Genomic DNA, 25,737 nt, shown 5'->3' with positions numbered 1-25,737 from the left:
AACACGCCGCAACGACGCGCACAGAAAAGCCGATCACGGCCACTGTCAACCATCAGCTGGGACCGAAGTGTCAAGCATCTCCCGGGACCGGACACAGGTGCCGAACCGGGGTGAGTAGAAATCTTCTCTACGGCTTCAAGTGCTCGCTCCGCTCGCCGATGATCCCGGCCTCCTCGAACTGCAAGCAGTCTGATGCAGAGATCAGAGGTGCCGCGCACAGCGCGGCGGCGCCGGCCGGACGCCGCCGCCCGGCTCCCTCCATGTCTCCGCCACCGGGACCGCGCGTCGTCGCCCGCCCGCGCCCACAAAGGGGCGAAAGACCAGGCCGGGGCTAGGGACAGTGCGACACCACAGGTGAAAACCAGTCCGTGTCTGGGGCGGCCGGCTCCGCGGCTTTACGCAGCCACCATGGGGCGAGCCTCGAAGATCGGGGCCCACATCGGGCTATAGCGGGCAGGTCCACAGACTGCCCGATTCGCGACCAGCGTACGGGCCCCGATCTCTCGCCCCATGGCAGCTCCAGCCCAAAGCCGCTGCGCCGACCTGTGCCTATTGGTGGCCGCTGTGGGCCACAACACCCTCGTCGCGCAGGCTCCCTCTAAGCTACGTTGAACACGTTCAATTACTGCCGGGTGATAGCTGTGGGGGTACTGGATGTCAGCGGAGCTGACTGTCGCTCGCCGACTCGGGCGCGTGCTCGGGCGGATCGGGCGATGCGTGCTGACGTACGTGCTCCTTCACGCCGCCGCATGGTTGGCCATCTCGCAAACGGTCTGGTGGGACGACACCTTTCTGGAGACCATGACGCTCGGGATGGGCATGCTGCTGATCATCGGCACACCTACCCTCCTCATCGCCATCTTCGCGGTATGGGTGCATAACCGTATGGACGTAGTCCAGTTCCGCGTCCTGCTTGCCATCCCGCTGATCTTTTGCGCATGGCCTCTCCTTGCAAGCAGCGCAGCCGAACCGCTGCAGTTTCAGGTCATGGCGCAGATCGCCTTCGCCGCACTGATCCCTGCGCCGCTCTTTCCCGAGGGATGGCTCGGCGAGACTGACCAGTGAGGAGGATCCTGTGTGCCCGTAGCGTGCCCGAACGGATGGTTGCCACCGGGGAGTAGCGGGGAATCACGGAGACGGACCAGGAGATGCCCAGGTCAGCGCCCCGCAGCTCAGCGGCCATCCGCATACGTGGTCTTCCAAACAGGTGCTCCAACGCCCAAGCCGCTCAATGGTGTATTCACCCTTCACCGAGGGGTGAATTATGTGGTTGCAGTAGGTTGATTAGCGGAGCGCTTTCAGAGAGTGGGGCCGCGATACGAAACGGCTTCCCGTTATTTGAGATCCGAATCCGCTTCGGATCTCCCCCGACTAGCAATTCAAGGTCGACGGTCCAGTCGTAAACAGCGCCAGGGGATTTCGCCTTTACGTTGAGCAGGAAATCCGCCGCGTCTCCCTTATCTAGGTTCAGGCCGACCCTTTCGATGGGGTTGCCCTGCTCGTCGTAGAGCGTAAATGTGGGAGGAGTGTCATCTACCACGAGATCCGCCTCGCGACCTGGGAAGCCATCCCCGCCCGGACAAGGGAGCGACACGGTAGTCTCCATCGCCGGACCAGCGACCCTTCGAACATGTGGGCGCAATCCCGTTACTACGACCGCCTCGGAGCGTTCTGTCGTAAGGATGAAATGGACGGAGACATTTGTCGAGACGCCGCCCAGTGATCCGACCCACTTGCGTACAGCGTCCGACGCGCATGGGTCTCCGGGTGGAAGATTAAGCTCGTCTGGGCTTTGTGGCACTACCCAGGGCGGGTAACTCCAGACATCATTCACATGCACTTTCGGTTCAGGTTGATGGCGTGGCCACAAGTCTGCTGGCCAGAAAATGACCGCTGCTCCGATCAAGGCGGCAGCAATCGTCGCCGTTGCCCCGATGATGGCATCCTTCCCGGACATGCTGAGACCTCTCGTGGCCCGACCTATTTCGGTTGCAGGTATTAACTGCATCTGACCACTTCATTCATTCGTATGCGCTAGAGCGCCCAGTCGGCCCAGAGTCGGCGTACAGCAGCGCAGTACCGCAACCCCAGCAACCGCCCCAGCCCGGCAGTGTCCCTCCGGGGCTTCGTAGCGACCGGTATGGCCGTCGTTGACCGACCTGGCTAGAGCTACGGATCGGAGGGTGACCGTGCCAGACCCGTGCCAGATCGAGCGGTTTGCCACGGTCAACCAGGGGGCGCGGCGGTGCAGATGCTGTGTTGGCAGGCCTAGTTCCTCAGATGGCGGGTGACCAGCGGGGACGTGTCCGTAAGGGGCGCCGGGCTTACAAAGCAGATGTCGGCGGTTCGAAACCGTCCGCGCCCACCAGTGAAAAGGCCCCCAGCCGATCTTGGCTGGGGGCCTTTGACATCCACGTCTGACATCAACGAGGGCAGTCACTCACGGCCGGCGCCTCCTGAGCAGCCGGTCCATGTGGCTGACAGCTTCGCGTTGCATGTCCTGGACTACGTGGGTGTAGACGTTCATCGTCACGGCGATCTGACTGTGCCCGAGGATCTCCATCACGATGCGGGGAGCGACCCCGGCCGCGGTGAGGAGGGTGGCGCAGCCGTGCCGGGCGTCGTGCAGCCGGATGACCCGGAGGTCGGCGGAGTCGGCGACCCGGGTGAACGAGCGGTACAGGTTCCGCGGCTCGATCGGCCGACCAGTGCGTGTAGTGAACACGTAGCCGTGCGGCTCCCAAATATCTCCTAAACGATCAAGGGCAGCAGCTTGCCTCATTCGCTGCCAGCGCAGGGGCAATGCACATCGCGGGGAGTGGCAACGTCTGCTTCCGACGCCTCCCTTTGGGATCGTCGTCGTACGCCTCGCCCCCGACGCGCTGACGCTGGGAACGGACGCGGATCTCGCGCCTGTCCAGGTCCACGTTCTCCCATCGGAGACCGACGATTTCACCGCGACGGAGGCCGAGTGCTATGGCAAGCACGAAGGCGCGTATAGAGGGTCCTTCCGTGCTGCTGCCAGGAAGTCGAGGGTTTCCTCCAGGGACCACGGGGACAGCTCTCGTGCCTCAACGGACGGAGGCTCCACCAGCGTTGCAACGTTCCGCGTGACGAGTTCTTCCCGGCAGGCAGCAGTCAGCGCCACTGCACTCCGTGTCCGTGGCAGGAGCTGTCGTGCGGGAGGACGGCCGGCTACTGGCGATCCGCCGAGCGGACAACGGGACATGGGAGCGGCCGGGCGGAGTCCTCGAACTCAGCGAGGCCCCGGAGGAAGGCGTAGCCCGAGAGGTCTGGGCAGAGACCGGAATCCGCGTCGAAGTCGACGGGCTGACCGGGGCCCACGGTGTGTGGGTCGACGGCAGACGGGATGGGAGCTGGGCTGAGTGGTGGGTTAGGGAAGTACGTTCCCGACTGCGGTTCTCCGCGGGTGGGGGCTTTGTTCACACAGTGAGGGGGACAGGGTGGATCTCGTCGGCCAGGTGACCTGTGCGTTCGTGAATGCGTTTGACCGCTTCGGCCGAGGGAGCCTCGGAGAGGCAGTAGACCGTGCCGGACTCCGGGTCCGCCCAGGCCCTCTCGAAGTGGACGCCTTCTTCCCCTTCGATGGCGCGGTTATCCTGGTAGGCCTCCCTCAGCTGGTCGGCCGTGATGTCCTTCATCCCGTGGTGGACGTCCATGAACTGGGGCATGGCGTCGCACCTCCTTCCGACTTCCGCGTCCCGGCGTTTCGAATGGCCAACCCGCTTGCCAGCCATCATCTCCATCCTGTGCCCGTACGACCGTGGCGGCGACCGCACGGGCTGGCCGCATCAGGCCGCAGTGGCGGGCTGCCTCCGCTGTTTGACGTCGGCTGTGGGCTTCACGGGTCGCGCACCCGTGGCGGGTGTCGTGCAGGGCTTCGGCGTAGTCGCGTGACGTCCGTTTCGTGATCATGTGAGTCCGAGGAGGGCGAGAGGTCGGCCGGCGTCGCGGGCGTTGCGCCGGAGGCCGGCGGCGATGCTGCTCGTCCCGGCGAGGCGAAGGGCGCCGATGGCGAGGTTGCGCCAGGTCGCCATGGTGCGGGGTGCGGAGCCGGTCCGCAGCTGGGAGGCGTCCTCGGCGAATGTCACGTCTCGGACGTGGTGCAGGGCTTCGATCTTCCAGTGGCTGCGGATCAGCCGAGCGAGCTCGGCGGGCGTGGCCTGTTCCGCAGTGAGGCTGGTGACCGCGTAGACGGTCTTGATGCTGACCTTGCCGGTCTTGCGGTCCATTCGGCGGCGTTTGAGCTGGATGGCCTGGCGGGCGCCGGGAAAGAGCAGGCTGTTCGCCGTGCACACCTTGATGCGGCGGATCTCACCGCGGCCGTGGCCGGTGTCGTGGGTGCGGCCCTGCAGCGGGATCTGCTTCCAGGGAAGGGATTTGAGCTGCTTGTGGAGCTTCTTCTGGTTCCCTTTCGCGATCACGATGTACTGCGCGCCTCGGCCGAGCAGGTAGCTGGCGTGCTCGCGCTGGGTGCGCATGGCGTCGCTGGTCACGACCACGCCCGCCAGATCGGCGAGGGTCTCCAGCAGAGGCTGGAAGCAGGTGATCTCGTTGGTCTTCTCGCCAACGTCGAGTTGGGCCAGGACCAGGCCGGAGAGGTGGTCGCAGGCGGCGAGTAGATGAATCTTGCGGCCCGTGGCCCTGGCCGCTCCGCGCAGGGTCTTGCCGTCGACCGCCCACTGCGTGCAGCCGACCGTCGGCCCCAGCGCGCCGGTCGGCCAGCCAGCGGCCCACCGCCCGGTCCAACGCGTCGCCGTCGATGCGGCCCAGCAGCCGACGCACCGTCGCCTCCGCCGGCAGGCACCGCTTCGGGGACAGCGGACCGGGCCGTACGCCGAGACGCTCCAGGACGGACGGCGGGGCGTCGGTGATCCACTCACCCACCGCCGGCAGGGAGGTCGCTCCGGCCAGAACCGCGCACGCGGTCAGCGCAAGCATGACGACCAGAACGTGCCGTACGCCGCGCGGATCGCGAGTGTCGGGCACCTCGGCCAGACGCTCCAGCAGGCCCGGGATCTCCCCGGGTACGGCCCCGGGATGCTCGCGGAGTTGGTCAAAGGCAAACGGGATCGGCGATGACGCGTCGGCAGACACGGTTCATTCGCCCGCGGTGTCCTCGGCCTCCCAGCGAAGCAGGTCGCCTGGCTGGCACTTGAGCACCTCGCAGAGCGCGGCGAGCGTCGCAAAGCGCACCGCCTTGGCGCGGCCGTTCTTGAGTACCGCCAGGTTGGCGGGCGTGATCCCCACGCGGTCCGCGAGCTCACCCACGGACATCTTCCGCCTGGCCAGCATCACGTCGATGTCGACGGCGATCGGCATCAGATCACCTCGTCCAACTCGGCCTGCATCTGCGCCGCTTCGACGTCGCGCGCGACGGCCTGGGCGAGCAGCATCCGCAGCACGAGAACGATGAGCGCGACCCCCAGGATGGCCACGCCAATCCCGCCCATGATGAGGGTGACGCCCGGGTCGTCCCGCTGGCCCGGCGCATTCAGGGCCGTGACCGCGAACCACACGAGAGCAGCCGCAACGATCGCGCCGATGATGACGTCCACGTACCGGAAGGCGGCGTGGGAGAACACGGTTCCGCGCCGCACCATCGTTACCAGTCGCCATACACAGACCAGGGCGACCTGGGCCGTCCCGATGCCCAGGACCGTGATCACCCGCAGCGGGGTCAGCGGGAGCGACCCGTCCTCCGGGTCACTCCCGCTGACCAACGCCCACACCATCAATGCCTGTACGAACACGGTGCCGGTGAGCACCACCACGAGCACGGCGCGCAGCGCGCGCACTGTCAGCTTTCCCATGACCCATCCTCCCATCGAGATGCGATGGGAATTTATCGAATCTCGATAGGTGAAGCAAGGGCTGGGCCGGAGGGCGGGGCGGCGGTCTCGCGCCATGGCGGGATGCCGCCGCCCCCTCCCGCGGCATGGCGCAACGCGAAGGTTTTCGATCTTGCCGAAGTCGACCTCGCTCAGCCACAAATCGGACGCCACACGACTACGCCGAAGCCTTGGGGGTGTCGTGCAGCCGGATCCGCGGCAGCCCGGCTCCCTCGCTGACGCAGCCGGGCCCGCGATCCCGCCCCGCCTGAAAAGCCGTCCCCAGCAAAACTTGAGAGCTAAGGGAAAATAGCGTCCGCAGCGTCCGCCGGGGATCGCTCGCCGTCTCTGACCTGCGCGTCCGCCAGCATCTGCAGCGTCCGGCCACCCTCCGCTACCAAGGGCGCGTTTCCGCAGGTCAACAGCTCTTAGCGTTGGGCCGGTTGCGGACGCTGCCCCCTCCGGAACAACGAAGAGACCACCTGTCCGGCCGGGGTGGTCTCTTCGTTCCAAGGTCTGTCCGACGGGTCGCGTCACCGACCCCGCACCCGACAGCACTGTCACCCGAATGGAGCAATATGACGTGCCACCCACATGGGTGAAGATCAAGCTGACTAGTGCCCCAACCGAGGCAATCTGTGAAAGGGAAACCAAATGCGCATTCGACGAATCCTCGCCGCCGTCATCGCCACGGCAGCCCTCGCCGGACTCAGCCTCACAGGCGCCGCCACCGCCACCGCTGCCACCGCACAGGGTGCCCCATCCTACGTCACCCCTTCTGAGTGCAAGCAGGGCGGCGGAACGCCCGATCTGACGGACAACACCTGCAAGGGCGGTACGCACGACGGGCAGCCGATCGACTGAACCCCACAAGGCGCCCCGTAGCCACGCGCCACGCGCCGCGGGGCGCTCCCGCGCGAGCGTAGCCGGGAGAGTCGCAGGGACTGTGCCGACCCGTCGCTCGGCATCCAGAAGGCCGCGCTCGTCACGCACATCCGGCGGACGTACTACAGCGACCAGGGGCGGCCCGTGGAGACGGCGGACATCGTGGTGCCCGTCGCTCGTTGCGAGATCGTCCATGAGATCCCGATCAACCGTTAGCGGGCGGGCGACCGGCGGCGCGTTGGATCTTCGAATGCCAGGTCTCAGGCGTGCCCCACGCGTGCCCCTTCCGTGCCCAACAGACCGGGAAACCACGCGACTCCAGAGCAGCAGGCCCGCCCCGCCGGGCGGGACGCGGCCAAACCTCCCCGCCCAACGTGGTCACGGAGTGGGTCCGAGGCCTGTCTGCTGCCGTCGGCGGTGGGGCCGGCCGACGGCGTCCGCGTCGGTCAGCGGGTGCGGAGACGGCTCGTGTACATGTCCGTACGGTTCTGTGGTGCGCCGGAGTGGGTCTTGGTGAGCACCGCCCGTACTCCCTTGCCGTCTGCCACCAGGCCTTGGTAGTCGCCGAGGAAGTAGCCCCCGGAGAACGGCGCCTGCAGCCAGTCGAAGACCCGCGAGATCCGTCGTTCGGTCCGGAGCTTCGGGTTTCCGTGCCGCAGCGTGGCCAGTTGGTAGGCGGTGGGCAGGGTGGTGGTGTTGCCGGGCTTGAGGAAGCGCAGGTCGTAGTAAGTGAGCGCGACCGTGCCCCGCTCGGCGACCGCGATCGACGGTGAGAATGCCGGAACGCCCTTGGGGCTGATCAGCTCCGGGGTCCCCCAGGTGCGTCCGCCGTCGGTGGACCGCACAAGCTGGACGGAGTTGAACTTTCCACCGGAGAAGTCCGAGCCCTCGTAGGCCATGTACAGCGTGCCTGTCTTGGGGTCAACGGCCGGGCTCGGCAGGGTGGCCGCGGCGCGCAGCAGTTTGGTGGGGTCGTTCGGGTCGACCTCCGGTACGGAGGTGTCCCGGGCCACGGTGACCGGGGTGCTCCAGGTCTCTCCGGCGTCGGTCGAGGTGACCACCTCGTAGCGGGCTTCGACGACGGTGCTCAGGTCGTCGGAGTAGGTGATCCGGTCGAAGAAGTCATACAGGGTGCCGGTGGACCGGTCGGCGACGATCAGATGGCCGATGGTCTGGGTGTTGGGCACGGTGCTGGTGTCGACGAACGGCCGGGCCTTGCTCCAGGTGCGGCCGCCGTCGCGGGTGAGGGAGATGTAGCCGGGACCGTCGAGGGAGCTGGGGCCGGGTGGGTCGTTGTCGAGGCGGTTCCAGACCTGGTAGGCGGTGCCCTTGCGGATCGGGTCGGCGGTGAGTGAGGGCTTGTCGTTGAAAAACGGCTGCTCGTCGACGTGCGTGGTGGTGAGGTTCTGCCAAGTGCGGCCGCCGTCGCGGGACGTGACTGCCAGGAGGGCGCTGCGCGTGCTCTTCGTGAAGTCGACGCCCTCCCCGCCGGCGTAGACCGTGCCGTCCGGTCCGGTGCTCACCCAGGGGTCGGAGGCCCGTTCGTAGTCCGCGCCGCCGGGGGCGCACAGGCTGAACGGCAGCGTGCTCCGGTGGAAGGTGTGGCCGTCCGTGGTCCAGCTGGCCGCCAGGCCACGGGCGCCGCCGTCGCTCCAGCGGTCCTGCTGGAACACGGTGACCACGCGCTTGGGGTCGCGCGGATCGACGGACAGGTACGGCTCGACCTCGGTGGCCGGGTAGACGATGCTGTCGGGGGACCTCGCTCCGATGGTGCACTTCGCGTACGGGTCGCCGTGGGACACCTTGACCAGTGGTGTGCCGTCGGGGTTCCGGTCTGCTGCGGCGGGGGCCGCGCCGGTGACCGTGACGAGCAGGAGCGCGGCGCTGGTGACGGCGGTCAGGGGCAGGAAGACGCGCATGCGGGATCTCCTCCGGGCCTGTCGGCCGGGGTACTGGACCGCCGTCATCGGGGCGGCCTGGGGCGCGGAGGTGTACCGGAACGCGAGGGTGGGGCGACTCCGCTTGGTCCTTTTCGGCGTTGCAGCCGGTGCCCTTGATGGGCCGAACGACGGAGTCATCCCCGGGGTCGTCGAGGAGCACGGCGGAGCCGACCGGCGGGTGCACCGTGCCGGTCGGCTCCTTGGTCGTGCTGTTACGGCGCCTTCTTGTAGGTCCCCGGAGAGGGCCGTGGGCCGCGTGCCGGTTGGCGATGCCGGCGGGGTCGGCCTTGACTCAGACGGGTTCGAGCGGGATGACCTGCTGGACCTCTTCAACGGTGGGGATGAGTCAGGGCATCGGCAAAGGGCCACCTCAATGCGGACAGCGGCGCGATCATCGCCCGCGCCAGAAGGAAGACTCCATCACCGTCGGCACATCCAGGCTCGATGCCGGCGGGACTGCTCGTTCGTCTGCGCCTGTTCAGGACCTGCCGAGTGTCAACAACGCTCGTGATCAATACAGCTGGGAAATCCGAATCACTACAGCCAGGAAATGCGAACGACCTCGTCGGTCACTGTATGACGACATGGCCGAGGCCGTTCAGGACGGCGCGGCCGTCTCGAAGCGGTGACGGCCTTGGCTTCGAGACGGTCGGCGTCCACCATCGCGAGTGCCGCGGTGTCGAGACGGGCACGGGCGATCCACCCGACGGTGGTCCGGGTGCAGTTACTCCATACCCACCGCGCCGGGTGCACCGGCCGGACTGGTTGCCCAGCTGTGCGCCGACTGATCAAGTGATCGGCTGCGTGGTCCCGTCAGGCAGCGCGCAGGCATAGCCTGCGTAGGGGCGTGATGTTATCTGTCCGCCGGCTGCCGTGCACTCGTCTCTGGAGATGTTCGGAGACGAGGCGGCCCCGGCGCTGACAGCGCCGACGGCGCTCACGCCGGCAAGGGTTGCCGCGGCCAGGGCGAGGCCCAGGATCCTTCGCATGCGCATGACTTCCTCCTCCTCTCAGGCGCCTTCGTTCGGCCTTCGGGAAGGACAAGTCTCAAGACGACGGCGCCCTCTTACTCAGCATGGGTGCTCCGCATGAGGCCCGCGAGGCGAGGCTGGGCGCCGCGCCCGGGCGGTGACTGCCCTGCCCCGGAGAGGCATGACGTCACCGACCTCGACCGGCCGCATCGGTACGCCGCGTGCGCGTCGGTAGGAGCGGGGCGATGTCGATGTCCTTGGCGTCGAGACTGCCCACCGGGGCCGCGTTGTGTCCGGGCAGGCCGGGGGGTTGAGGAGGAGACGGGCCGTACCTGCCTCCGACCGGTGCCGGCGGGCGGCTGCCCCGCGCCGCCCTCTAACGCGGTTCGTGGGCCGCCGCCCGGCAGGCACCGGTCGCGGCGCCGCCCGCCACTCCGGCCCCGGTCAGCCCGGTCACACAACTCTGCAGGTCTCCGACCACGCCACGGCTGCAGGCCGCTGTGACGGAGTCGGAAGCGGTGGCACCGGCCAGTTCGGCCATCTGTGTGCAGGCGGCGATGTCCGCCCGGGCCGCGGGAGCGGCGAGGACCGCACCCCCGAGGGTGAGGGTCAGGCCGGTGAGGGCACCGGCGATACGGGTCGACGTGCGCATGGGACGCACCTGCCTTCCGGGTTCGTCGCGCGGTCCTGGTCCCGGCGGGCCGGATCCACGCGGTAAGGCCGCCTGGCGACGCTCGGTGAGTGGTGCCCCGGCCGGCGGGCTCACAGACTGACCGCACGATTCTGCGTCGCATCCATTGAGCCGCACCGGGACATGGTCGCCAGGCCGATGGAGAGGGCTCCGGACCGGATGGGACGCACTCGGACCTCCACTCGCGGGCCCCTCACTCCAGCGTCGCATCGTCTCCCCCGCCCGTCCTGGGCATCCGGGGGGCGGCCGCGCTGAGTAACTGCGATTGCGCGAAGCGCCGTAGCCGGCCCGTCCGGCCGACCAGGTGGATGGGACGGCTCAGCGTCCCGCCCGGCCTGTCCCCTGCACACCGCCGGACGCGGCTCGGCCGGGGAGGCGGCCGGCCTTCGCTTCCCCGCGAGGTGCTGGGCCGCCACTGCGGTGGCGCTTCACGGCGAGCGCCGATGGGAGGCCAAGGTGTCGCCGGGGAGAGCGAAGCCCGGCGGCCGGAACAGGCGGTAGCGCTGCGCCAGGTGCAGCCAGCAGCGGCGTCGGCGGTTGTGCTCGTCGTCCCCGGCGGTGATGCGGGCGGAGGTCTCCTCCCCGAGCTTGACGTAGTGGCCGAGGGTGGGTCCCGTTGATGATCCTGCGGTGACTGGCCCAACGCCCCCCGCGTTGCCCGGACTTGGGCAGATGCGGCTTCAGTCGGGCCCATTCCTCGTTCGTGAGATCCCACCGCTCCATGAACATGTCAACGGGCGCGAAGCGTGAGAAGTCACATGATCCGCACCTCAACCACGGACGAATGGCCCCTTGACTCTTTGACGCCCACGTTCACCGTTGACAGCGGGGGCAGCGCGTCGGGGGGTGTCCCAGGCCGGCGCCTGCCCCTCTGCGGTCGCACTGTGATCGCTGCACTGTGACCGTCCGTGACGGTGTGGCGTGTGACACGCCTGTGACAGTCGGCGGACGCCGTCGTGAAGTCGCCCCGGCAGCCTTTTGAAAAGAGGGCAAAACGCCTCATTCGGGCATATGCCTCCTGCTTCCGAGGGCGTGAGCAGAGATGACCGGGCCGATCCGCCGGAGGGAATCCCATGAGCCTCGCACTCGCCACGCCGTACGCCGAAGCCCCCGCACCCGCGCTGGCTCCGCGCGAGCAGGAGACGCTGCGGCACATCGCCGCCGGGCGCACCTACCTGCAGACGGCCCGCCACATGGGACTCTCCAAGCACACCGTCGACGCCTACCTCCGCCGCATCCGCGCCAAGCTCAACATCAACAGCACGGCCGAACTCACCCGACTGGCCATCTCCCTCGGCCTGTGACACCCACGCCCGGCCACCCGGGTCCGACCGCGTCGGCGGTCCGGAACGGTCCGCGCTCGCCGAAACCGAAGACCCCCGGCCGATCACGGCCGGGGGTCTTCGACGTACACACGCACATGAGCGACCTACGAGACGGGCTCCCTTCGTCGGCATTACCCGAATCAGGTAGTGGGGGTCGCCGTCCGGTCCTGCGACCTTTCAGCCTCTCAGCCCGACCGTCGACGTCGGCCCCAGCGGAACCAAACCCTTCCGCCAAAGTCGGCTACTCCGGTTGAACTCCCTCGCTCATCCCGCAGGTCTGTTATCAGAGTAACCCTCCAGACGCCCGATAGCGACGGTTAAATACAATTTTCGACCGGTTTCTCGGTAAAGGATGCGCAGGCCATGGCGGGGCGGCTACGGGGCGGCCGGAAAGCGGCGGACGTACCGCCGCTGCCAAGGGGTCTCGACGGCACGCCGGTCGTAGTGGCGGCGTACGAAGGCCACCGCCTCGGCGGACGGGACGCCGTCGAGAACGGCGAGGCAGGCCAGGGCCGTGCCCGTGCGGCCACGGCCGCCTCCGCAGGCGATCTCGACGCGGTCGGTGGCGGAGCGGGTCCAGGCGTCGTGCAGGACGGATCGGGCGTGGGCGGGATCGCTGGGGAGACGGAAGTCCGGCCAGCGGAGCCAGCGGGATTCCCAGGGGAACTCAGGGGGCTGCCCGCCCAGCAGATGAACGGCGTACGTGGGCGGTGGGCCGGGCGGGAGCGGGCGGCGCAGGGCGCGGCCCCGTACGAGCCGGCCGGAGGGCAGGCGGAGGACTCCGGGGGCGGTCGGGTGCCACGGCTCGGTCACGGTGGCCAAGGTAGCCGAGGGGGTGCGTACGCGGCCGGGGATGCTCCCTGCCGCCTGCGTCTGCTGCCCGCCGCCTGCCGGTCACGGTCGGTAGCCCCCTGAGCGCTGCAGTCCGCGCCCGGTAGCGCCCCGAGCGCCACAGTCCGCGGCCCGTGCCGACTGCGCTCGCAGCGTCGCAGTGGACCCACGACCCACCGAGGGCCCCGTGACCCGGGGCCCTCGGACGTCAGCGGGCAACCGTGACCAGGTCCTTCACCCGGCCCGCCAGCGCCGCGCTCGGGCGCGGGATGGTGCCGAAGTCGTCGAGTTCGTCGACGTCCAGGTGGTCGACGGTGTCCCTGACGGCGTCCTCGGGTACGAACGCGTCGTCTCCCGCCGCCTCGAAGCGCACCGTGATGCCGGAGGGCGGGGCACCCGGGTCGACCGCCTCGTGCGGCACGGGTCTGAACTGGTCCTGGGTGCCCGTCTCCAGCGCGGGAATCTGTGCCGCCCAGTGCTGGGCGTCCCGCAGTTCGCCCCGGCGCAGATGCAGCAGGTACAGACACAGCGCGCTCGTCGCGTTCCCCGCTCCGGCGGCGAACTGCCACCAGAACTGGGCGCCTTCCTCCGCGTCGGCCAGGTCCAGCAGGCAGGCGAAGGCGAGGGCCCCGTCCGGGTCGCGGTCGTCCTCGAAGCGGGCGATGTAGCCGGCGGCCTCGTCGTTCGTGATGACGTTCTGGGACAGCGACCACAGTCCGTCCCGCGCCTGCTGGTGGAGCGTCGCCGCGGGGCGGCCCCACGGGGAGGCACCGCCCGTGAAAATCTGCGTCCAGCGTGCCTCGGCGAGGTCGTGCGCGAGTCGCCGGCGCGATGCCTCCAGTTGTTCCTTCGAGTAGTCGCCCTCGAAGACCCTGGCTCTGGCGAGGGCCTCCTCGACACCGCGCGGCCGGCGTGACATAGGGCTCTCACTCCTCATCGTCGATGTCCACTTCCATGTCGAGATCGAGTTCGGCCGCCAGCCGCCGCTTGGCACTGCAGCGCAGCGTCCGCACCGTGGCCGGGGTGATGCCCATGACCGAGGCGGTGTGCTTCGTCGTGTAGCCCAGCGCATAGCGCAGAAGGACCACGTCAAACTGTCGCTCGGGGAGGTGGGTCATGGCGCGGTAGAGACCGATGCTGTGCTCGAGTTCGTCGACCTGTGCCCGGAAGTGTTCGCGGAAGGTGCCCATGACGGCATCCGTGGCGGCGCGTATCGCACGGGCGAAGGCCAGCGTTTCGGGGCCCGCGGGCGGGCGGCCCGTCACTGTCAGTTCGGTGGCCACCCGCTCCTTGTGCAGGGCCCAGGCGTCGGCCTCGAAGCTGCCCTGGCGGGTGAAGTGCTGCCAGTTGAAGGCCAGGTAGAGGAAGGTGCCGTGGACGAGTTCGTCAGCGGCGTCCCAGTCGCCCAGTTGGATACGCGCGTACTCGAAGTACGGCTGGTGGTACTGGGTGTGGAACGCCCGGAAGGGCGGTGGCATGGAATTGACGAGTCCCTGCATCGCCCGCTTGTTCACATCCTTGGGCTGCCGGCCACTCATGAGCGGCCTTCTTCGTCGGGCCCGTCGGCATCGGGGAGTGCCGGCGGGGAGGTGGGGTGGCGCTGTTCGATCAGGCTGGCGGCTCCGACACGTACACCCGCGCCGAGCAGGCGCCGCGTGAACGCCCGGACATCGGGCGCGTACGCTCTCGCGGCGGCCGCGATGGCCAGCACGAGGGCGGCTTCGTCGAACTTCACTTCGGTGCTGTCCTTACGTTCGCTGTCGGTCGGCACTCGGATCCCCGCTGCTTTCGCACGCCCCGGTGCCTGGAGCGTCATTGCTCGTGCGGACAGCAAAGCGGTTCCGCACCGCGAAACGTGGAGACGTCTGACAACGAATGTCTGGCGGACAGCAACCAGGCGGTTACAGCAACTCGGTGCATACGTTTGCAGTTGAGGATCGCCGGTACTCGCCACCCCTGGTGTACTCGCGAGTCACGCCGGACTACCTGCGGCCCGTCCGGAGCGGGCTGCGGAGGCATCACTCTTTGCGCAAACTCTGGGCAGCGTTCCGGGTGTTGGGGCATGTGACGGACGCCATATGTGGCATATGAACCTGGCATCCGCGTAAGTGGTATCCGTCACCGGGGCACGTCTGTGGGTCACCGTTGTCAGTCCGGGCCCGTAACCTTGTGACCATGTCCCCAACCCTTCGCGAGCTTGGTTCCGTACGGTCCGCTGCTATGGTGAATGCGGAGATTCGCGCACTGTGGGCGCGGTCCGGGGCGCGGTTGTCCGCCGTGGACGAGGCCCGGTACCAGCAGCTGCTCGTGGAGTGGGCGGCGGCGGTCGGGGCGCAGACGGACGCGGGGGCGGACGCGGAGACGGGCGCCGGTGTGATTCTGGGCGCGGGTGTAACTGCGGGCGTGGCTGCGTGTGCGGCGACGGGTGCGGCGCCGGGTGCCGGTGCGAGTGCGAGTGCGAGTGCGGGTGTCGGTGCGGCTCCGGGCACCTCGGGCGCCGGGATTGCCGACGCCGCGTGACGCACTCACGGCATGCGTGAGGCGTGCGTGGCGTACACACGCCGACCGAGGCGCGTTGTCAGTGGCGTGGCCCACACTGGAGACATGTGCCGCAGCATCAAGACTCTCCGACCGCCCGTCCTCCCCGAAGAAGCCACCGAGGAGGACATCAGGGCCGCAGCCCTGCAGTTCGTACGGAAGGTGTCCGGGTTCCGGGCGCCCGCCGCGCACAACCGGGAGGTGTTCGACCGGGCCGTGGACGAGATAGCGGAGTCGACCCGCAAGCTCCTCGACGGGCTGGAGGTGCGTGGCGGCGGGAGCGCGGCCGGGAAGGCTATACCGGTTCCGGCGCCGGACGCCGCATGACGTAGGCCGCGAGGGACCCCGCGGCGAAGAGGGCGAGGACGGACACCGCCACGCCCACCCATGTCGCACCCAGCCACTGGCCGCCGAAGTAGCCGAGGCCGACGCTGTAGCCCGCCCAGGCCACTCCCGCGAGGGCCGACCAGGGCAGGAACTCCGTCACCTTGCGGCGTGACGCGCCCGCGCCCAGGGAGACGACCGAGCGGCCCGCGGGGGCGAAGCGGGCGATGACGACCAGCATGCCGCCGCCACGGCTGAGGGCGGTGCCGAGACGTTGCTGCGCCCTGGTCAGCCGTCGGGAGCGCGCGATCGCCCGGTCAAGTCGGTCGCCGCCGCGCCAGGCCAGCCGGTAGGCGACGAGGTCGCCGAGCACGGACGCAGTCGTCGCGCAGAGCAGCAGCACCAGTAGCGAAGGCACTTCCTGGGGCACCTGGCCGGCGGCCTCGGCGACCGTCGTCGATCCCGCGGCCGTCGATCCGGCTGCGGCCGCCGTCGCGGCCGTGATCACCAGCACACCGCTGGGCAGCACGGGCACGAAGACGTCCAGGAGTACGGAGACGGCCACGACGGCATAGATCCACGGGCTGCCGGTCAGCGACCCCACAATCTCAAGCACCTGGACTCCCCCCTTGATGACAACGCCGCGACGTCGCAGGGGAGCGGCAGGGGCGGCATGACAGCCATACAGCGTACGCCCGCGCCCTGCGGCGAGATCATCAGGGGTGGGCTGAAGTCGGGCGCGGCCGTACGGGCGGCTCGCGGCGCGGAGCAACACCCCCGGCGGGCCCGGCCCCGCCAGCAGGGCGAGGCGCGAGGTGAGGCGCGAGGTGAGAGGAAAACGCGGGTGGGCCCGGGGCCGCACGGCACCAGCTGCCGGCCCGGGCCCACCGCCTGGAACGTCAGGCCGTGACAGCCGTCGCGGACTCCTCGGGCTTCTTCTCCTCGGCCGCGCCGCGCGAAGCGAACAGCCGGTCCAGCCCCAGCGCACCCGAGCCGGTGAAGACCAGCAGCAGGAACGCCCAGCAGAACATCGCGGATGCCTCGCCGCCGTTCTGCAGCGGGAAGAGCGCCTCGGGCTGGTGCACCTTGAAGTACGCGTACGCCATCGAGCCCGAGGCTATGAACGCGGCCGCGCGCGTGCCGAGGCCGATCAGCACCAGGCCGCCGGCGACGAGCTCGATCACGGCCGCGTACCAGCCCGGCCAGGTGCCGGTGGGCACGGTGCCGCCGTTCATTCCGCCGAGGACGCCGAAGAGCGCGGCGGCGCCGTGGCTGGTGAACAGCAGACCGACGACGATGCGGAACAGTCCGAGCACGTACGGCTGGGCCTGGTCCAGTCTCGAGGACGACTGTCGAGTGGCCATCTGGGGGTCTCCTTCGGTCTGGGGACGTGAAACCGATGGGACTCAAGTTAGGCGGACCTAATCAATACTTGCAAGTTCAACATTCAGCCGGCGGTCGCTCTTCATCGGGATTTCACAGTCGGCGGCAGCCACGCGCAGCACGGCCCGTGCCACCGCGTCCGCGTCCGACAGCGTCACCGAGTCCACTCCGGGCCGGGCCCCCGCCGCGGTCACCCAGTGCACTCCCTCGGTGGGCACACCGACCGCGAACCGCCGTGGATGCGCCCGCCCCTGACGATCGATCAGGCGGTACGGCCGAGCTGTCACGTCCAGGCCGCCGGTTTCGTAACCGCCGACCGCATGCGGCCGGCACTGCCCCGTGCGCAGCAGCCGCGCGAGCAACTCGTCACGGCTGCGCCTGAGGTCCGGCTCCGGGAGCCGTGCCTCGATCAGCGTCGTCGCCGTCACCGCCGACCCCGGCACGTCGGGCGACTCGGCGGTGAACCCCCCGTCCTCCGTCCGTACCGCCATCCGCGGGCCGACCACCTCCAGTACCCCGGCCTCGATCAGAGCGGTCATCTCCTCGATCCGGCGGCGCGGCGGTCCGATGGAGAGGAACGCGTTCAGCGGTGTGTACCAGCGGTCCAGATGGTCGCGCCGGGACCCGCCCGACAGTCCGCGGTGGTCCACGATCTGCCGCACCTCGTTGCGTACGTCCCGCAGGACGTCGAGAGCTGCCTTGAGGGGGCCCGCCACATTGCCGAGCGCCGCGTGCTCGGCGTCCCGCCGCAGATGCCCCAGCAGCCAGTCGCGGAAGGCGGCCGGGCCGGTGAAGGTCTCGCCCGCGTACGGCCGTGAGATCCGCTCCCAGGACCAGCGGTCGGCCTCCGTGCACCCATAGGCGTCCAGGACCGCGGCCTCCTCCGGGCTGCCGTGCGCCGTGTCCAGGAAGCGGGTGCGGAAGCGGGCCCGGAACTCCGCCGCGCGGCCGGGGCCCCTGCACAGCAGCGCCTCGTAGTAGACCGTCTCCACCTCCTTGGCGACCCGTGGCCATATCTCGGTGAGGAAGTCCGGCGGATCGTCGGCTTCCGCGCGTTTGCGGAAGACCGCGATCGCGTCCGGGGTGAGCACCAGCGGGCGGTGCCGGCCCGAAGCGCCCTTCGCGTTGTCCCCGCGTGCCTGGTACGGAATGCCGCGCCGAGAGCCCGCGTACAGCCTCGGTTCGCGTCCCGAGGGCCGGTAGACGAGGCGGTTCCCGTCACGGACGAACGCGCCGCCGCGGCCCGTCGTCAGCAGTGCCATGTGGTCGAAGAAGTTGAGGCCGAGGCCGCGCAGCAGGACCGATTCGCCCGGGGCGATCGCGGAGAGGTCGAGGTCCGCCGGGTTGGCGGGGGCGAAGTGGCGCAGGCCGTGCCGGGCCGCGTGGGCGCCGAGCCGGGCCGGAACCGCACCGGGCGCCACCGGCAGATGCCCCTGCGCCAGCACCACCGCGCTGAGGCCGGTCAGCGAGGTCCCGTCGTCCAGTGCCAGCGTCTGCGAACCGTCCTCGGCGTCGTCGAGGCGCACCGCGCGGGCCCGGTGCACCTCCATTCGTACCGTCCGCGACGCGCGGTCGGCGATTTCACGGAACGCCCACTCCAGATAGCGGCCGTAGCAGGCGCGGGTCGGATAGTCGTCGGGGCCGAGCCCCTCGGCCGGGTGGACGGCGGCCCACTCGTACAGGCTCGGCCCCGGCCGTACCGGCCCCTCGCAGTCCACGCTGTCGTCGGTGAAGAGCGTCACCTGGGAAGCGACCGTGTTCATCAGCAGCTCGGCGGGCTGGTCCGTTCGCCACACCTGGCCGGGGCCCGCCGGGGCGGGGTCGATGACATGCACCGTCAGCGCGGTCTCCGGGGCCAGTTCGGGCACGGAGGCGCAGAGCCTTTCGAGGACCGAGGTGCCGCGGGGTCCTGCGCCGACCAGGGCTATGGCGTGCGGAACTGCGGGCAACACGGACAAAGCACTGACTCCCGGGGCAATGTGGGGGCTTGACGGGACGGGAAGCGGATCGTCCGCCTCATCATGCCGTCGCTGTGTGGGGAGCCGGAGGGGCATGGGTGAGGATCATCTGCTGCTGTGTGAAGTGTCACGGACCATTCGTCAGGTTCCGCTCGTCGACCGTCACGAGCCGCGTACCCACACGATCCGCCCGATTGCCCCCGGCCGGTCTGCCGTCCGTGCGCGCCTGGTCGAGCCGGAGGCCGGCCGAGCGCCCGCGCAGCGTCAGTGTCATCAGCTGGTTCCCGAACCACGGCCCGCCGCTCCGGTGCCAGTCGATGACGGGCCGCCCCGCCCGCCCGTGCCGGGCCAGCGCATGGCCGAGCCGCCGCCCCGCCCGGCTCCAGCCGAAGCGGAAGCCGAGCTTCACCGAGGAGTGGATCGCGTTGTGGACGGGGGAGCAGGTCAGTTGCAGCACCCGCGCGTCCGGCGCCGCGTCCGGCCAGACCGGCTCGGCGACGTACGCGTGGTGCACATCCCCGGACAGCACGCAGATCGTCGCCGGTGCCAGCGGGCCGCTGCCCGCCTCCGCGATCAGCGCCGTCAGCTTCTCGAACGATGCCGGGAACGCCGCCCAGTGCTCCAGATCGGACCGTCTGCGCAGGTCTTCGCCGAAACGTGCCCAGCGCGCGCCTCGTTCGCCCCGGCACAGTGCCGCGTTCCAGCTCTCCGCGTCATGGATGAGCGGCGGCAGCAGCCAGGGCAGCGAGGTCCCGACGAGCAGGTGGTCGTACGAGCCCGGGGCCTCCAGTGCCTGTTCGCGGAGCCAGCCCGCCTCGCGCTCGTCGAGCACCGCCCTGTTCTGCTCGTCCAGCACACGGGCCGCCCGGGTGTCGACCATCAGCAGCCGGGTCCTGCCGAAGTCGCGCCGGTAGCTCCAGCGGACCGCGGCCGGATCGGTCTCGGCCTTCGCCGCGAACCGCCGCAGTGCGTCCGTGCCGTCGGGGCTGGACCGTACGGCAGCGTGGACCGGATCCGTTTCGAGCTCGGCCGGGGTGAGATTGCCCAGATGCTGGTAGACCCAGTACGACATCAGCCCGCTGCGCACGCGCTCCTGCCACCAGGCCGTCTCCCGCATCTCCGCGAGCCACGACGCGCTGGTGTTCCAGTCGTCGATCACATCGTGGTCGTCGAAGATCATGCAGCTGGGGACGGTGGAGAGCAGCCAGCGGACCTCGGGGTCCAGCCAGGACTCGTCGTACAGCCGGGTGTACTCCTCGTAGTCCGCGACCTCCACGCCCGGCGGCTCGCGCAGATCACGCCGGGCGGCCAGCCAGCGCTGGGTCGCCTGGGACGTCGCGTCCGCGTACACCTGGTCGCCCAGCAGGAGCAGCACGTCCGGGCGCTCGGCTTCCGGGTCGGCGGCCAGCCGGGCGGCGAGGGTGTCCAGCGCGTCGGGGCCGACCGGGTCGTGCTCGTAGGCGGGCGGCGCGGCCCAGCGGCAGGAGCCGAAGGCGACCCGGACGCCTTCGGCAGGGATCGCGGGGGTGCGGATCGTGCTCTGCGGGAAGGGGGAGTCCTCCAGGGGCCAGACGCGCCGGCCGTCCAGCAGTACCTCGTACGGGGTCGAGGAGGCGGGGGTGAGGCCGGTCACCGGGATCAGCGCGTAGTGGTGGCCCTCGATCTGGAACGTACGGACCGAGCCGCCCGCGCCGTCCGCGCATCGCACCTCGGCCGTGCACGGCCGGTCGGCCTCGACCCAGACGGTCGCCTGCTCACCGGCCTCCCAGTCGACATGCCGCAGTAGTGGTCCCAGGCGCAGCCCGGCTGCCATATGCCCTCCTCCGTCGCCCTCGTACGGTACGGAACGACGGGGGAGGGTAGCGCGGTTCCTTGCCGGACGGACCGGTCAGCCCCTGTTCAGCAGCCGTTCAGGATGGACTGCAGTGCGGACTTCTCGGCCGAGTCGACCGAAAGGTTCCAGTAGTACTTCGTGTGCACCCACATCCGGGCGTAGGTGCAGTTGTAGGAGGAGCGCGGCGGAAGCCACTCGGCCGGGTCCTGGTCGCCCTTGGCCTGGTTCACGTTGTCGGTGACGGCGATGAGCTGCGGGCGGGTCAGATCGTTGGCGAAGGCCTGGCGCGACGAGGTGGACCAGGAGCTGGCGCCGGAGCGCCAGGCCTCGGCGAGCGGGACGATGTGGTCGATGTCGATGTCCGAGGCGGCGGTCCAGGTGGCACCGTCGTACGGGGAGTACCAACTGCCGCTGACCGCGGCGCAGCTGGAGTCTTGGACGACGCCCGAGCCGTCGCGCTTGAGGACGACCTCGCGCGTGTTGCAGGTGCCCGACTGGGTGATCCAGTGCGGGAACTTGTCGCGGCTGTAACCGGTGGAGGAACCTTCCGCCTTGACGGTCAGCTGGCTCAGGTACGTGCGGGCGGTGGCGGCGCTGACCGGGGTGGGCGGGGCGGCCTGGGCGGCCGGCGCGCTGAGCAGTGTGGCGGCCGAGGCGAGCGCGGCGGATGCGGCGAGCATGGCGGTGCGGGAAAGTTGACGCGCGTAGACACCTGACATGCGAACTCCTCTGGAAGTGGGGGGCGTTGGCCGGTTGCGAGCCCTGCGGGCAGAGCCCGGGCCATCGTGGCGGCGCCAGGTTGCCCGGGGATGGGCGCCAGGTAACAGAGTGGCGACATGAACACGTCACGACAAGGCTTCTGACGCCCCGGCAATTCACCTCCGCCCGATTAGGGTTGGGCGCGTGCTCCTGCCGGTGAACGTCACATTCGGGGTCGTACTGGCCGCGCTGCTGGCAGCCGCGGCCGCCGTCGCCGCCCTCGCGCACCTCGGACGCTCCCGCTCCCGCGAGATCGCCGTCGCCGGGGTGCGCGCCGCCGTGCAGCTCACCGCGGTCTCCCTGGTGATCGGCTGGGTGGTCCACTCCGTCCCATTGCTGCTCGGCTTCCTGCTGGTGATGTACGCCGTCGCCGTACGCACCGCGGGGCGCCGGATCACCCCCAACGGCACCTGGTGGCGCACGGCCCTTCCGATCGGCGCGGGCGTCGCCCCCGTCGTCGCCGCGCTGCTGCTCACCGGGCTCGTCCCGGTCAAGGGCATCGCGCTCATCCCGGTCACCGGGATCCTCATCGGCGGGGCGCTCACCGCGACGGTCCTCGGCGGGCGGCGCGCGCTCGACGAGCTCACGATGCGGCACGGCGAGGTGGAGGCCGGGATGGCGCTCGGCCTGCCCGGCCGCGACGCCCGGATGGAAGTGGCACGGGAGGCGGCGTCCGACGCGCTGCTGCCCGGGCTCGACCAGACCAGGACGGTGGGCCTGGTCACGCTCCCCGGCGCGTTCGTGGGGATGCTGCTGGGCGGGGCGTCACCGCTCCAGGCGGGTGCGGTGCAGCTGTTCGTGCTGGTGGCGCTGATGGCGGTGCAGGCGGTCGCGGTCGCACTGGTGCTGGAGCTGGTGGCGCGGGGGCTGCTGCACAGGGACGGAGTCAAGGACCTTGGTCCCTGACGGAGCGGTTCGGGCTTCGCGTACCCTGGTCGGAGCGGAAGGGGAGTAGCTCTTCGCCGGAACGTCGACATACTGCCGAGCTCGTCTCGGCCGGCGCCCGGAGGCGGCCGCCCAGCGTGGCTCGCCAGCGAGACCTTCGGCCAGCAGTGATCCATGACCATTCATGGCGCTGCCGTGCCGAAGCGACCCCTGAAACGCTCAGGTCTCTCGGTGCGGCGGTGCCCGACCGATTGAGGAACCCCACCCGTGCTGAGCTTCACGATCATGGCGATCACCTTCGGTGTCGTCTTTCTCGCCGAACTCCCCGACAAGACGGCCCTCGCCGGGCTGATGCTCGGGACGCGCTACCGGGCGTCGTACGTCTTCGCCGGAGTCGCGGCGGCCTTCGCCATCCATGTCGGACTCGCCATCGCCGCGGGCAGCGTGCTGACGCTGCTGCCGCACCGGCTGGTCCAGGCGGTCGTCGGTGTGCTGTTCCTCGCGGGCGCGGCGATGCTGCTGCTGAAGAAGGACGACGAGGACGAGGAGAAGATCAAGGCGCCGGCCGACCAGTCCTTCTGGAAGGTCTCCGGCGCCGGATTCATGCTGATCCTGATCGCGGAGTTCGGCGATCTGACCCAGATCATGACCGCGAACCTCGCCGCTCGTTACGACAACCCGCTCTCGGTCGGCCTCGGCGCGGTGCTGGCCCTGTGGGCGGTCGCGGGCCTCGGCATCGTGGGTGGCCGGACGCTGATGAAGTACGTGCCGCTGCGGTTGATCACCAAGGTGGCGGCGGGGCTGATGCTGGCGCTGGCGGGATTCAGCCTGTACGAGGCGATCGCGGGCTGAACCGGGGCTCCCTGGGGTCCTGGCGGGGCTGTGCCCGGAGCCTCTGGCGGGGGTGGACGCGTGCTGGTTCCCGTTGGTGGGGGCCGGGTTCCGTACTCAAGCGCCGGACGGGCCGAGCATGGGCACCGCCGAGGGAATCGCGGGGCTCGGGGCGGAGCCCCCACGCGGCGGAGCCGCACATCGACGCTGCGGGGAGGGGTGGGGAGGGTTCGGGTGGGCAGGGCCCCGCGACCTGGGCCGGCGAGGTCAGGCCGTGACGGTCAGGCCGTGACGGTCAGGCTGATCGAGCCGTCGGCCGTCGCCGTCACCCGCAGCGCGGTGAGGTCCCGGACGTGGACGTCCGGGGCGAACGCGGCGGCACGCGGACCGATCCCCACCACCCGCATCCCGGCGGCGCGTGCGGCCGTAATGCCCGCTTCCGAGTCCTCGAACACCACGCACTCCGCCGGTGCGAAGCCCAGCTCCGCCGCGCCCTTGAGGAAGCCCTCCGGATCAGGCTTGCTGGCGCCGACGCACTCCGCGGTGACCCGCACCTCCGGCATGCGCAGCCCCGCGGCGCCCATCCGGGCCTGGGCGAGGGCCTCGTCGGCCGAGGTGACCAGCGCGTGCGGCAGGGCGGCGATGGCGTCCATGAAGGCGGGCGCGCCCGCGACCGGGACGACGCCGTCGAGGTCGGCGGTCTCCTGCGCGAGCAGCACGCGGTTCTCGGCGTGGTTCTCCTCCATCGGCCGGTCCGGCAGGAGGGCGGCCATCGTGGCGTAGCCCTGCCGGCCGTGGACGACCTTGAGTGTCTCCTCCGGGGCGAGGCCGTGCTCGACGGCCCAGCGCCGCCAGACGCGCTCCACGACCGCGTCCGAATTGACGAGGGTGCCGTCCATGTCGAGCAGGAGGGCGCCGGCGGTCAGTACGGACGGGGTGGCGGTGGCCGGCATCGGCGTACTCCAGGGGAAAGAAAGGGCAGAGCGGCTCCCGCTCACCGGTCAGGGAGTGCGAGCGGGAGCCACTTTGTTTTCCTACGATACAAAATACTGGGCCCGTGCGCCAGTGCACCCTCGACGCCGCGGCCGGACAGGCCCTCGCGGACCGGTGCCGGACGGCGAAGGTCCCTTGGACTGCCGGTCCAGGAGACGGTGAAGACGGATCCCCGGACAGAACACCTAGGGCGACAGGTAGGCCCGGTAGTCCGCCCGGCCGCCCAGGGCCGGCAGGGGCTGAACGCGCCAAGTGCGCGCGTACGACGGAGGCGGGCGATCGCCGGCGAGCAGGACCGCGACCGGTTGGCGACGGGCCGCGGCGGCGATGCCCGCCGGGGTGATGCTCCCGTCATGTCCGCCCGGCTGGCGGGAGGCGCAGCCGGTGCGGAACGCGACGCGGATGGCCTCCTCCCCGGTGACCAGGCACGGCGGGCGCACACCATGGGCTTGGAGCACGGCGGCGATGCGGCTGTGGACCGCCCTGTCGGCGCGTACGCGCTGCACCACCGAGTTGAGCACGACGTACTGGATGGCCAGATGCGCCACGACGGCCACGGCGACCAGAACGACCGCAGCCGGGCGCCAGGCTCGGCAGACGCCGACCAGGCACAGCGCCACGGGCAGGGACAGGAGCGCGTACGCCGGCAGCAGGAAGCGCGGAGCCGCGTAGTCGACGGTGAACAGGTACGGCACCGCCAGCGACAGCCCCACCAGCGACGCGGTCAGGATCTCGGTCCGGAGCCGGGCGCGGGCAGCTGCCCACAGTCCCCCCGCGACGAGCAACGGCACCGCGAAGAACCACAGCGCGGTGACCGGGTTTCGCCACGGCACGTCGCAGGGGCGGCAGAGGGTACGCCCGCCCAGCGCCCGGACGTGGTCGTCGACCGCCACGTACCAGCCCAGGTGCCCCTGGATCTCGCTCGCCCGCCGCAACCGCGTGGACAGGCCGCCGTAACGGAGGTACGCCTCGATGATCCATTCGGCGCAGCCGAGGCCCATGGAGACGGCGAGGACGGCGAGCAGCACCGGCCGGCGGCTTCCGCCCACGAGCAGGGCCACCGCCGCGAGAGGCAGAACCAGCCACAGCGCGTCCGACGGCCGCATCAGCGCCACGAACGCCACAGCGGCACCGAGGCCGGCCAGTGCGCGGCGGTCACCAGGGTCCCTGGCCGCCCGCAGGAAGCAGCCGGTCGCGGCCAGCGCCCCGTAGGCGACCCATAGGTTGGGCATCGCCTGCGGGCCGTAGTACGCCGTGATCCACAGGCTCGCGAAAGCCGTCCCGGCGACCGCGAGCACAGGGCCGGGCAGCATCCGCCGCCACACCCACAGCGCGAGGAACAGCCCGCAGCCGGACAGCACGGCCATGTGGACGCGGAGAGCCTCCACGGAGGTGGTCAGTGCCGCGACCGGGGCGACGAGGAACGTGATGCCCCGAGCCCGGGGCGCGCTGAAGAACGCCGCGGGGGCCTGCGGGCTGACCTGGCTGACGTACACGGTTTCGTCCCAGCCCAGTCCCAGACCAGGCGCCACCAGGACCAGTTGGGTGAGCGTGAAGGCCACGGCGACGGCCGCGAGCCAGGGCAGCGGGCGAGCGGACGCCGGAGCCTCGGGCCGGCCCGGGCCCCAACCCCAGCCCCAGGCCCTGCCGCTGTCCCTGTCCCTGTCCTTGCCCCTGCCCCTGCGTACTCGCGCCGCTCTCTGCGAGACCAAGCGTGATTCCGGCATGGCGCGACCT

24 protein-coding genes and 5 pseudogenes are annotated in these 25,737 nt (G+C 70.1%); 9 read left to right on the top strand and 20 right to left on the bottom strand.

Annotated elements, in window-relative coordinates; genetic code table 11:
* The first annotated feature begins 654 nt into the window (after positions 1-654).
* The gene (locus AC0699_RS20625; protein ID WP_478662134.1) at positions 655-1,065 is read left to right on the top strand and encodes a hypothetical protein; all 411 of its coding nucleotides are present in this window, start codon (positions 655-657) and stop codon (positions 1,063-1,065) included.
* A gap of 1,375 nt (positions 1,066-2,440) precedes the next feature.
* On the opposite strand, the pseudogene AC0699_RS20620 reads toward AC0699_RS20625, so the two are convergent.
* A pseudogene (locus AC0699_RS20620) lies at positions 2,441-3,145 on the bottom strand (tyrosine-type recombinase/integrase); the annotation flags it as partial.
* 11 nt (positions 3,146-3,156) lie between these two features.
* On the opposite strand from AC0699_RS20620, the pseudogene AC0699_RS20615 reads away from it, so the two are divergent.
* Positions 3,157-3,345 (top strand): annotated as a pseudogene (locus AC0699_RS20615) (NUDIX domain-containing protein); the annotation flags it as partial.
* A gap of 98 nt (positions 3,346-3,443) precedes the next feature.
* On the opposite strand, the gene AC0699_RS20610 reads toward AC0699_RS20615, so the two are convergent.
* The 5 genes and pseudogenes from AC0699_RS20610 to AC0699_RS20590 form a co-directional block, all read right to left on the bottom strand.
* Positions 3,444-3,692, bottom strand: coding sequence for an SCO4226 family nickel-binding protein (locus AC0699_RS20610; RefSeq protein WP_478662132.1), 249 nt, complete (start codon positions 3,690-3,692; stop codon positions 3,444-3,446).
* Between the two features lie 240 nt (positions 3,693-3,932).
* Positions 3,933-4,904, bottom strand: a complete 972-nt coding sequence (locus AC0699_RS20605) for an ISAs1 family transposase (RefSeq protein ID WP_478662130.1) — start codon at positions 4,902-4,904, stop codon at positions 3,933-3,935.
* Positions 4,804-5,010, bottom strand: a pseudogene (locus AC0699_RS20600) (transposase family protein); the annotation flags it as partial. The gene AC0699_RS20605 and the pseudogene AC0699_RS20600, both read right to left, overlap by 101 nt.
* 111 nt (positions 5,011-5,121) lie before the next feature.
* On the bottom strand, positions 5,122-5,343 hold the full coding sequence (locus AC0699_RS20595; protein ID WP_054237256.1) for a helix-turn-helix domain-containing protein: 222 nt from the start codon (positions 5,341-5,343) through the stop codon (positions 5,122-5,124).
* Positions 5,343-5,834, bottom strand: coding sequence for a DUF2975 domain-containing protein (locus AC0699_RS20590; protein WP_478662128.1), 492 nt, complete (start codon positions 5,832-5,834; stop codon positions 5,343-5,345). The genes AC0699_RS20595 and AC0699_RS20590 overlap by 1 nt, the downstream gene beginning before the upstream one ends.
* A 672-nt stretch (positions 5,835-6,506) precedes the next feature.
* On the opposite strand from AC0699_RS20590, the gene AC0699_RS20585 reads away from it, so the two are divergent.
* Together AC0699_RS20585 and AC0699_RS20580 are read left to right on the top strand one after the other, a co-directional pair.
* Positions 6,507-6,716 carry a hypothetical protein gene (locus AC0699_RS20585; RefSeq protein WP_478662127.1) on the top strand — a complete coding sequence of 70 codons (210 nt, stop codon included), beginning with the start codon at positions 6,507-6,509 and terminating at the stop codon, positions 6,714-6,716.
* Positions 6,717-6,812: 96 nt separating this feature from the next.
* Positions 6,813-6,953, top strand: a pseudogene (locus AC0699_RS20580) (GntR family transcriptional regulator); the annotation flags it as partial.
* A 230-nt stretch (positions 6,954-7,183) separates the two neighbouring features.
* Here the strand turns inward: AC0699_RS20580 and AC0699_RS20575 are convergent.
* The 3 genes and pseudogenes from AC0699_RS20575 to AC0699_RS20565 all read right to left on the bottom strand — a co-directional run.
* Positions 7,184-8,656, bottom strand: coding sequence for a sialidase family protein (locus AC0699_RS20575; RefSeq protein ID WP_478662125.1), 1,473 nt, complete (start codon positions 8,654-8,656; stop codon positions 7,184-7,186).
* A 1,368-nt stretch (positions 8,657-10,024) separates the two neighbouring features.
* Positions 10,025-10,300, bottom strand: a complete 276-nt coding sequence (locus AC0699_RS20570) for a hypothetical protein (RefSeq protein WP_478662123.1) — start codon at positions 10,298-10,300, stop codon at positions 10,025-10,027.
* 651 nt (positions 10,301-10,951) lie between these two features.
* Positions 10,952-11,062 (bottom strand): annotated as a pseudogene (locus tag AC0699_RS20565) (transposase); the annotation flags it as partial.
* Between the two features lie 350 nt (positions 11,063-11,412).
* Here AC0699_RS20565 and AC0699_RS20560 point away from each other — a divergent pair.
* On the top strand, positions 11,413-11,643 hold the full coding sequence (locus tag AC0699_RS20560) for a response regulator transcription factor (protein WP_478662121.1): 231 nt from the start codon (positions 11,413-11,415) through the stop codon (positions 11,641-11,643).
* Between the two features lie 396 nt (positions 11,644-12,039).
* On the opposite strand, the gene AC0699_RS20555 is transcribed toward AC0699_RS20560, so the two are convergent.
* The 4 genes from AC0699_RS20555 to AC0699_RS20540 form a co-directional block, all read right to left on the bottom strand.
* Positions 12,040-12,477, bottom strand: a complete 438-nt coding sequence (locus AC0699_RS20555) for a protein-tyrosine phosphatase family protein (protein ID WP_478662119.1) — start codon at positions 12,475-12,477, stop codon at positions 12,040-12,042.
* 226 nt (positions 12,478-12,703) lie between these two features.
* Entirely contained in the window at positions 12,704-13,414 is a 711-nt protein-coding gene (locus tag AC0699_RS20550) for a hypothetical protein (RefSeq protein ID WP_478662116.1), read from the bottom strand.
* 7 nt (positions 13,415-13,421) lie between these two features.
* Positions 13,422-14,033, bottom strand: coding sequence for an RNA polymerase sigma factor (locus AC0699_RS20545; protein ID WP_478662113.1), 612 nt, complete (start codon positions 14,031-14,033; stop codon positions 13,422-13,424).
* Positions 14,030-14,266 (bottom strand): hypothetical protein, encoded by a 237-nt coding sequence (locus tag AC0699_RS20540; protein ID WP_469770430.1) that lies wholly within the window; start codon positions 14,264-14,266, stop codon positions 14,030-14,032. The genes AC0699_RS20545 and AC0699_RS20540 overlap by 4 nt, the downstream gene beginning before the upstream one ends.
* A gap of 449 nt (positions 14,267-14,715) precedes the next feature.
* Between AC0699_RS20540 and AC0699_RS20535 the strand changes: the two genes are divergently transcribed.
* Positions 14,716-15,015, top strand: coding sequence for a hypothetical protein (locus tag AC0699_RS20535; RefSeq protein WP_478662109.1), 300 nt, complete (start codon positions 14,716-14,718; stop codon positions 15,013-15,015).
* A gap of 84 nt (positions 15,016-15,099) precedes the next feature.
* On the top strand, positions 15,100-15,360 hold the full coding sequence (locus tag AC0699_RS20530; protein ID WP_478662108.1) for a DUF2277 domain-containing protein: 261 nt from the start codon (positions 15,100-15,102) through the stop codon (positions 15,358-15,360).
* On the opposite strand, the gene AC0699_RS20525 is transcribed toward AC0699_RS20530, so the two are convergent.
* The 5 genes from AC0699_RS20525 to AC0699_RS20505 all read right to left on the bottom strand — a co-directional run bounded on the left by AC0699_RS20525 (position 15,329) and on the right by AC0699_RS20505 (position 21,251).
* The gene (locus AC0699_RS20525) at positions 15,329-15,973 is read right to left on the bottom strand and encodes a DedA family protein (RefSeq protein WP_478662106.1); all 645 of its coding nucleotides are present in this window, start codon (positions 15,971-15,973) and stop codon (positions 15,329-15,331) included. The genes AC0699_RS20530 and AC0699_RS20525 overlap by 32 nt on opposite strands.
* Before the next feature lie 283 nt (positions 15,974-16,256).
* Positions 16,257-16,721: a DoxX family protein gene (locus AC0699_RS20520; RefSeq protein WP_478662104.1), complete on the bottom strand. Its 465-nt coding sequence runs from the start codon at positions 16,719-16,721 to the stop codon at positions 16,257-16,259.
* Positions 16,722-16,778: 57 nt separating this feature from the next.
* Entirely contained in the window at positions 16,779-18,794 is a 2,016-nt protein-coding gene (locus AC0699_RS20515; RefSeq protein ID WP_478662102.1) for an FAD/NAD(P)-binding protein, read from the bottom strand.
* A gap of 31 nt (positions 18,795-18,825) precedes the next feature.
* A complete protein-coding gene (locus tag AC0699_RS20510) occupies positions 18,826-20,511 on the bottom strand; it encodes an alkaline phosphatase D family protein (RefSeq protein WP_478662099.1) in 1,686 nt (561 codons plus the stop codon).
* A gap of 86 nt (positions 20,512-20,597) precedes the next feature.
* Entirely contained in the window at positions 20,598-21,251 is a 654-nt protein-coding gene (locus tag AC0699_RS20505) for an HNH endonuclease family protein (RefSeq protein ID WP_478662097.1), read from the bottom strand.
* Positions 21,252-21,435: 184 nt separating this feature from the next.
* On the opposite strand from AC0699_RS20505, the gene AC0699_RS20500 reads away from it, so the two are divergent.
* Both AC0699_RS20500 and AC0699_RS20495 read left to right on the top strand, forming a co-directional pair.
* Positions 21,436-22,197 (top strand): ABC transporter permease, encoded by a 762-nt coding sequence (locus AC0699_RS20500; protein WP_478662094.1) that lies wholly within the window; start codon positions 21,436-21,438, stop codon positions 22,195-22,197.
* A gap of 246 nt (positions 22,198-22,443) precedes the next feature.
* Complete coding sequence (locus AC0699_RS20495) at positions 22,444-23,028, top strand: TMEM165/GDT1 family protein (protein WP_478662091.1); 585 nt, start codon at positions 22,444-22,446, stop codon at positions 23,026-23,028.
* Between the two features lie 260 nt (positions 23,029-23,288).
* Here the strand turns inward: AC0699_RS20495 and AC0699_RS20490 are convergent, their stop codons facing one another.
* Together AC0699_RS20490 and AC0699_RS20485 are read right to left on the bottom strand one after the other, a co-directional pair.
* Positions 23,289-23,960, bottom strand: a complete 672-nt coding sequence (locus tag AC0699_RS20490; protein ID WP_478662088.1) for an HAD-IA family hydrolase — start codon at positions 23,958-23,960, stop codon at positions 23,289-23,291.
* Positions 23,961-24,185: 225 nt separating this feature from the next.
* Positions 24,186-25,727 carry a hypothetical protein gene (locus AC0699_RS20485; protein WP_478662086.1) on the bottom strand — a complete coding sequence of 514 codons (1,542 nt, stop codon included), beginning with the start codon at positions 25,725-25,727 and terminating at the stop codon, positions 24,186-24,188.
* Positions 25,728-25,737 lie beyond the last annotated feature (10 nt).

The organism is Streptomyces sp. NPDC043870 (assembly GCF_056435785.1).
This window is presented reverse-complemented; position numbering and strand designations above follow the sequence as displayed.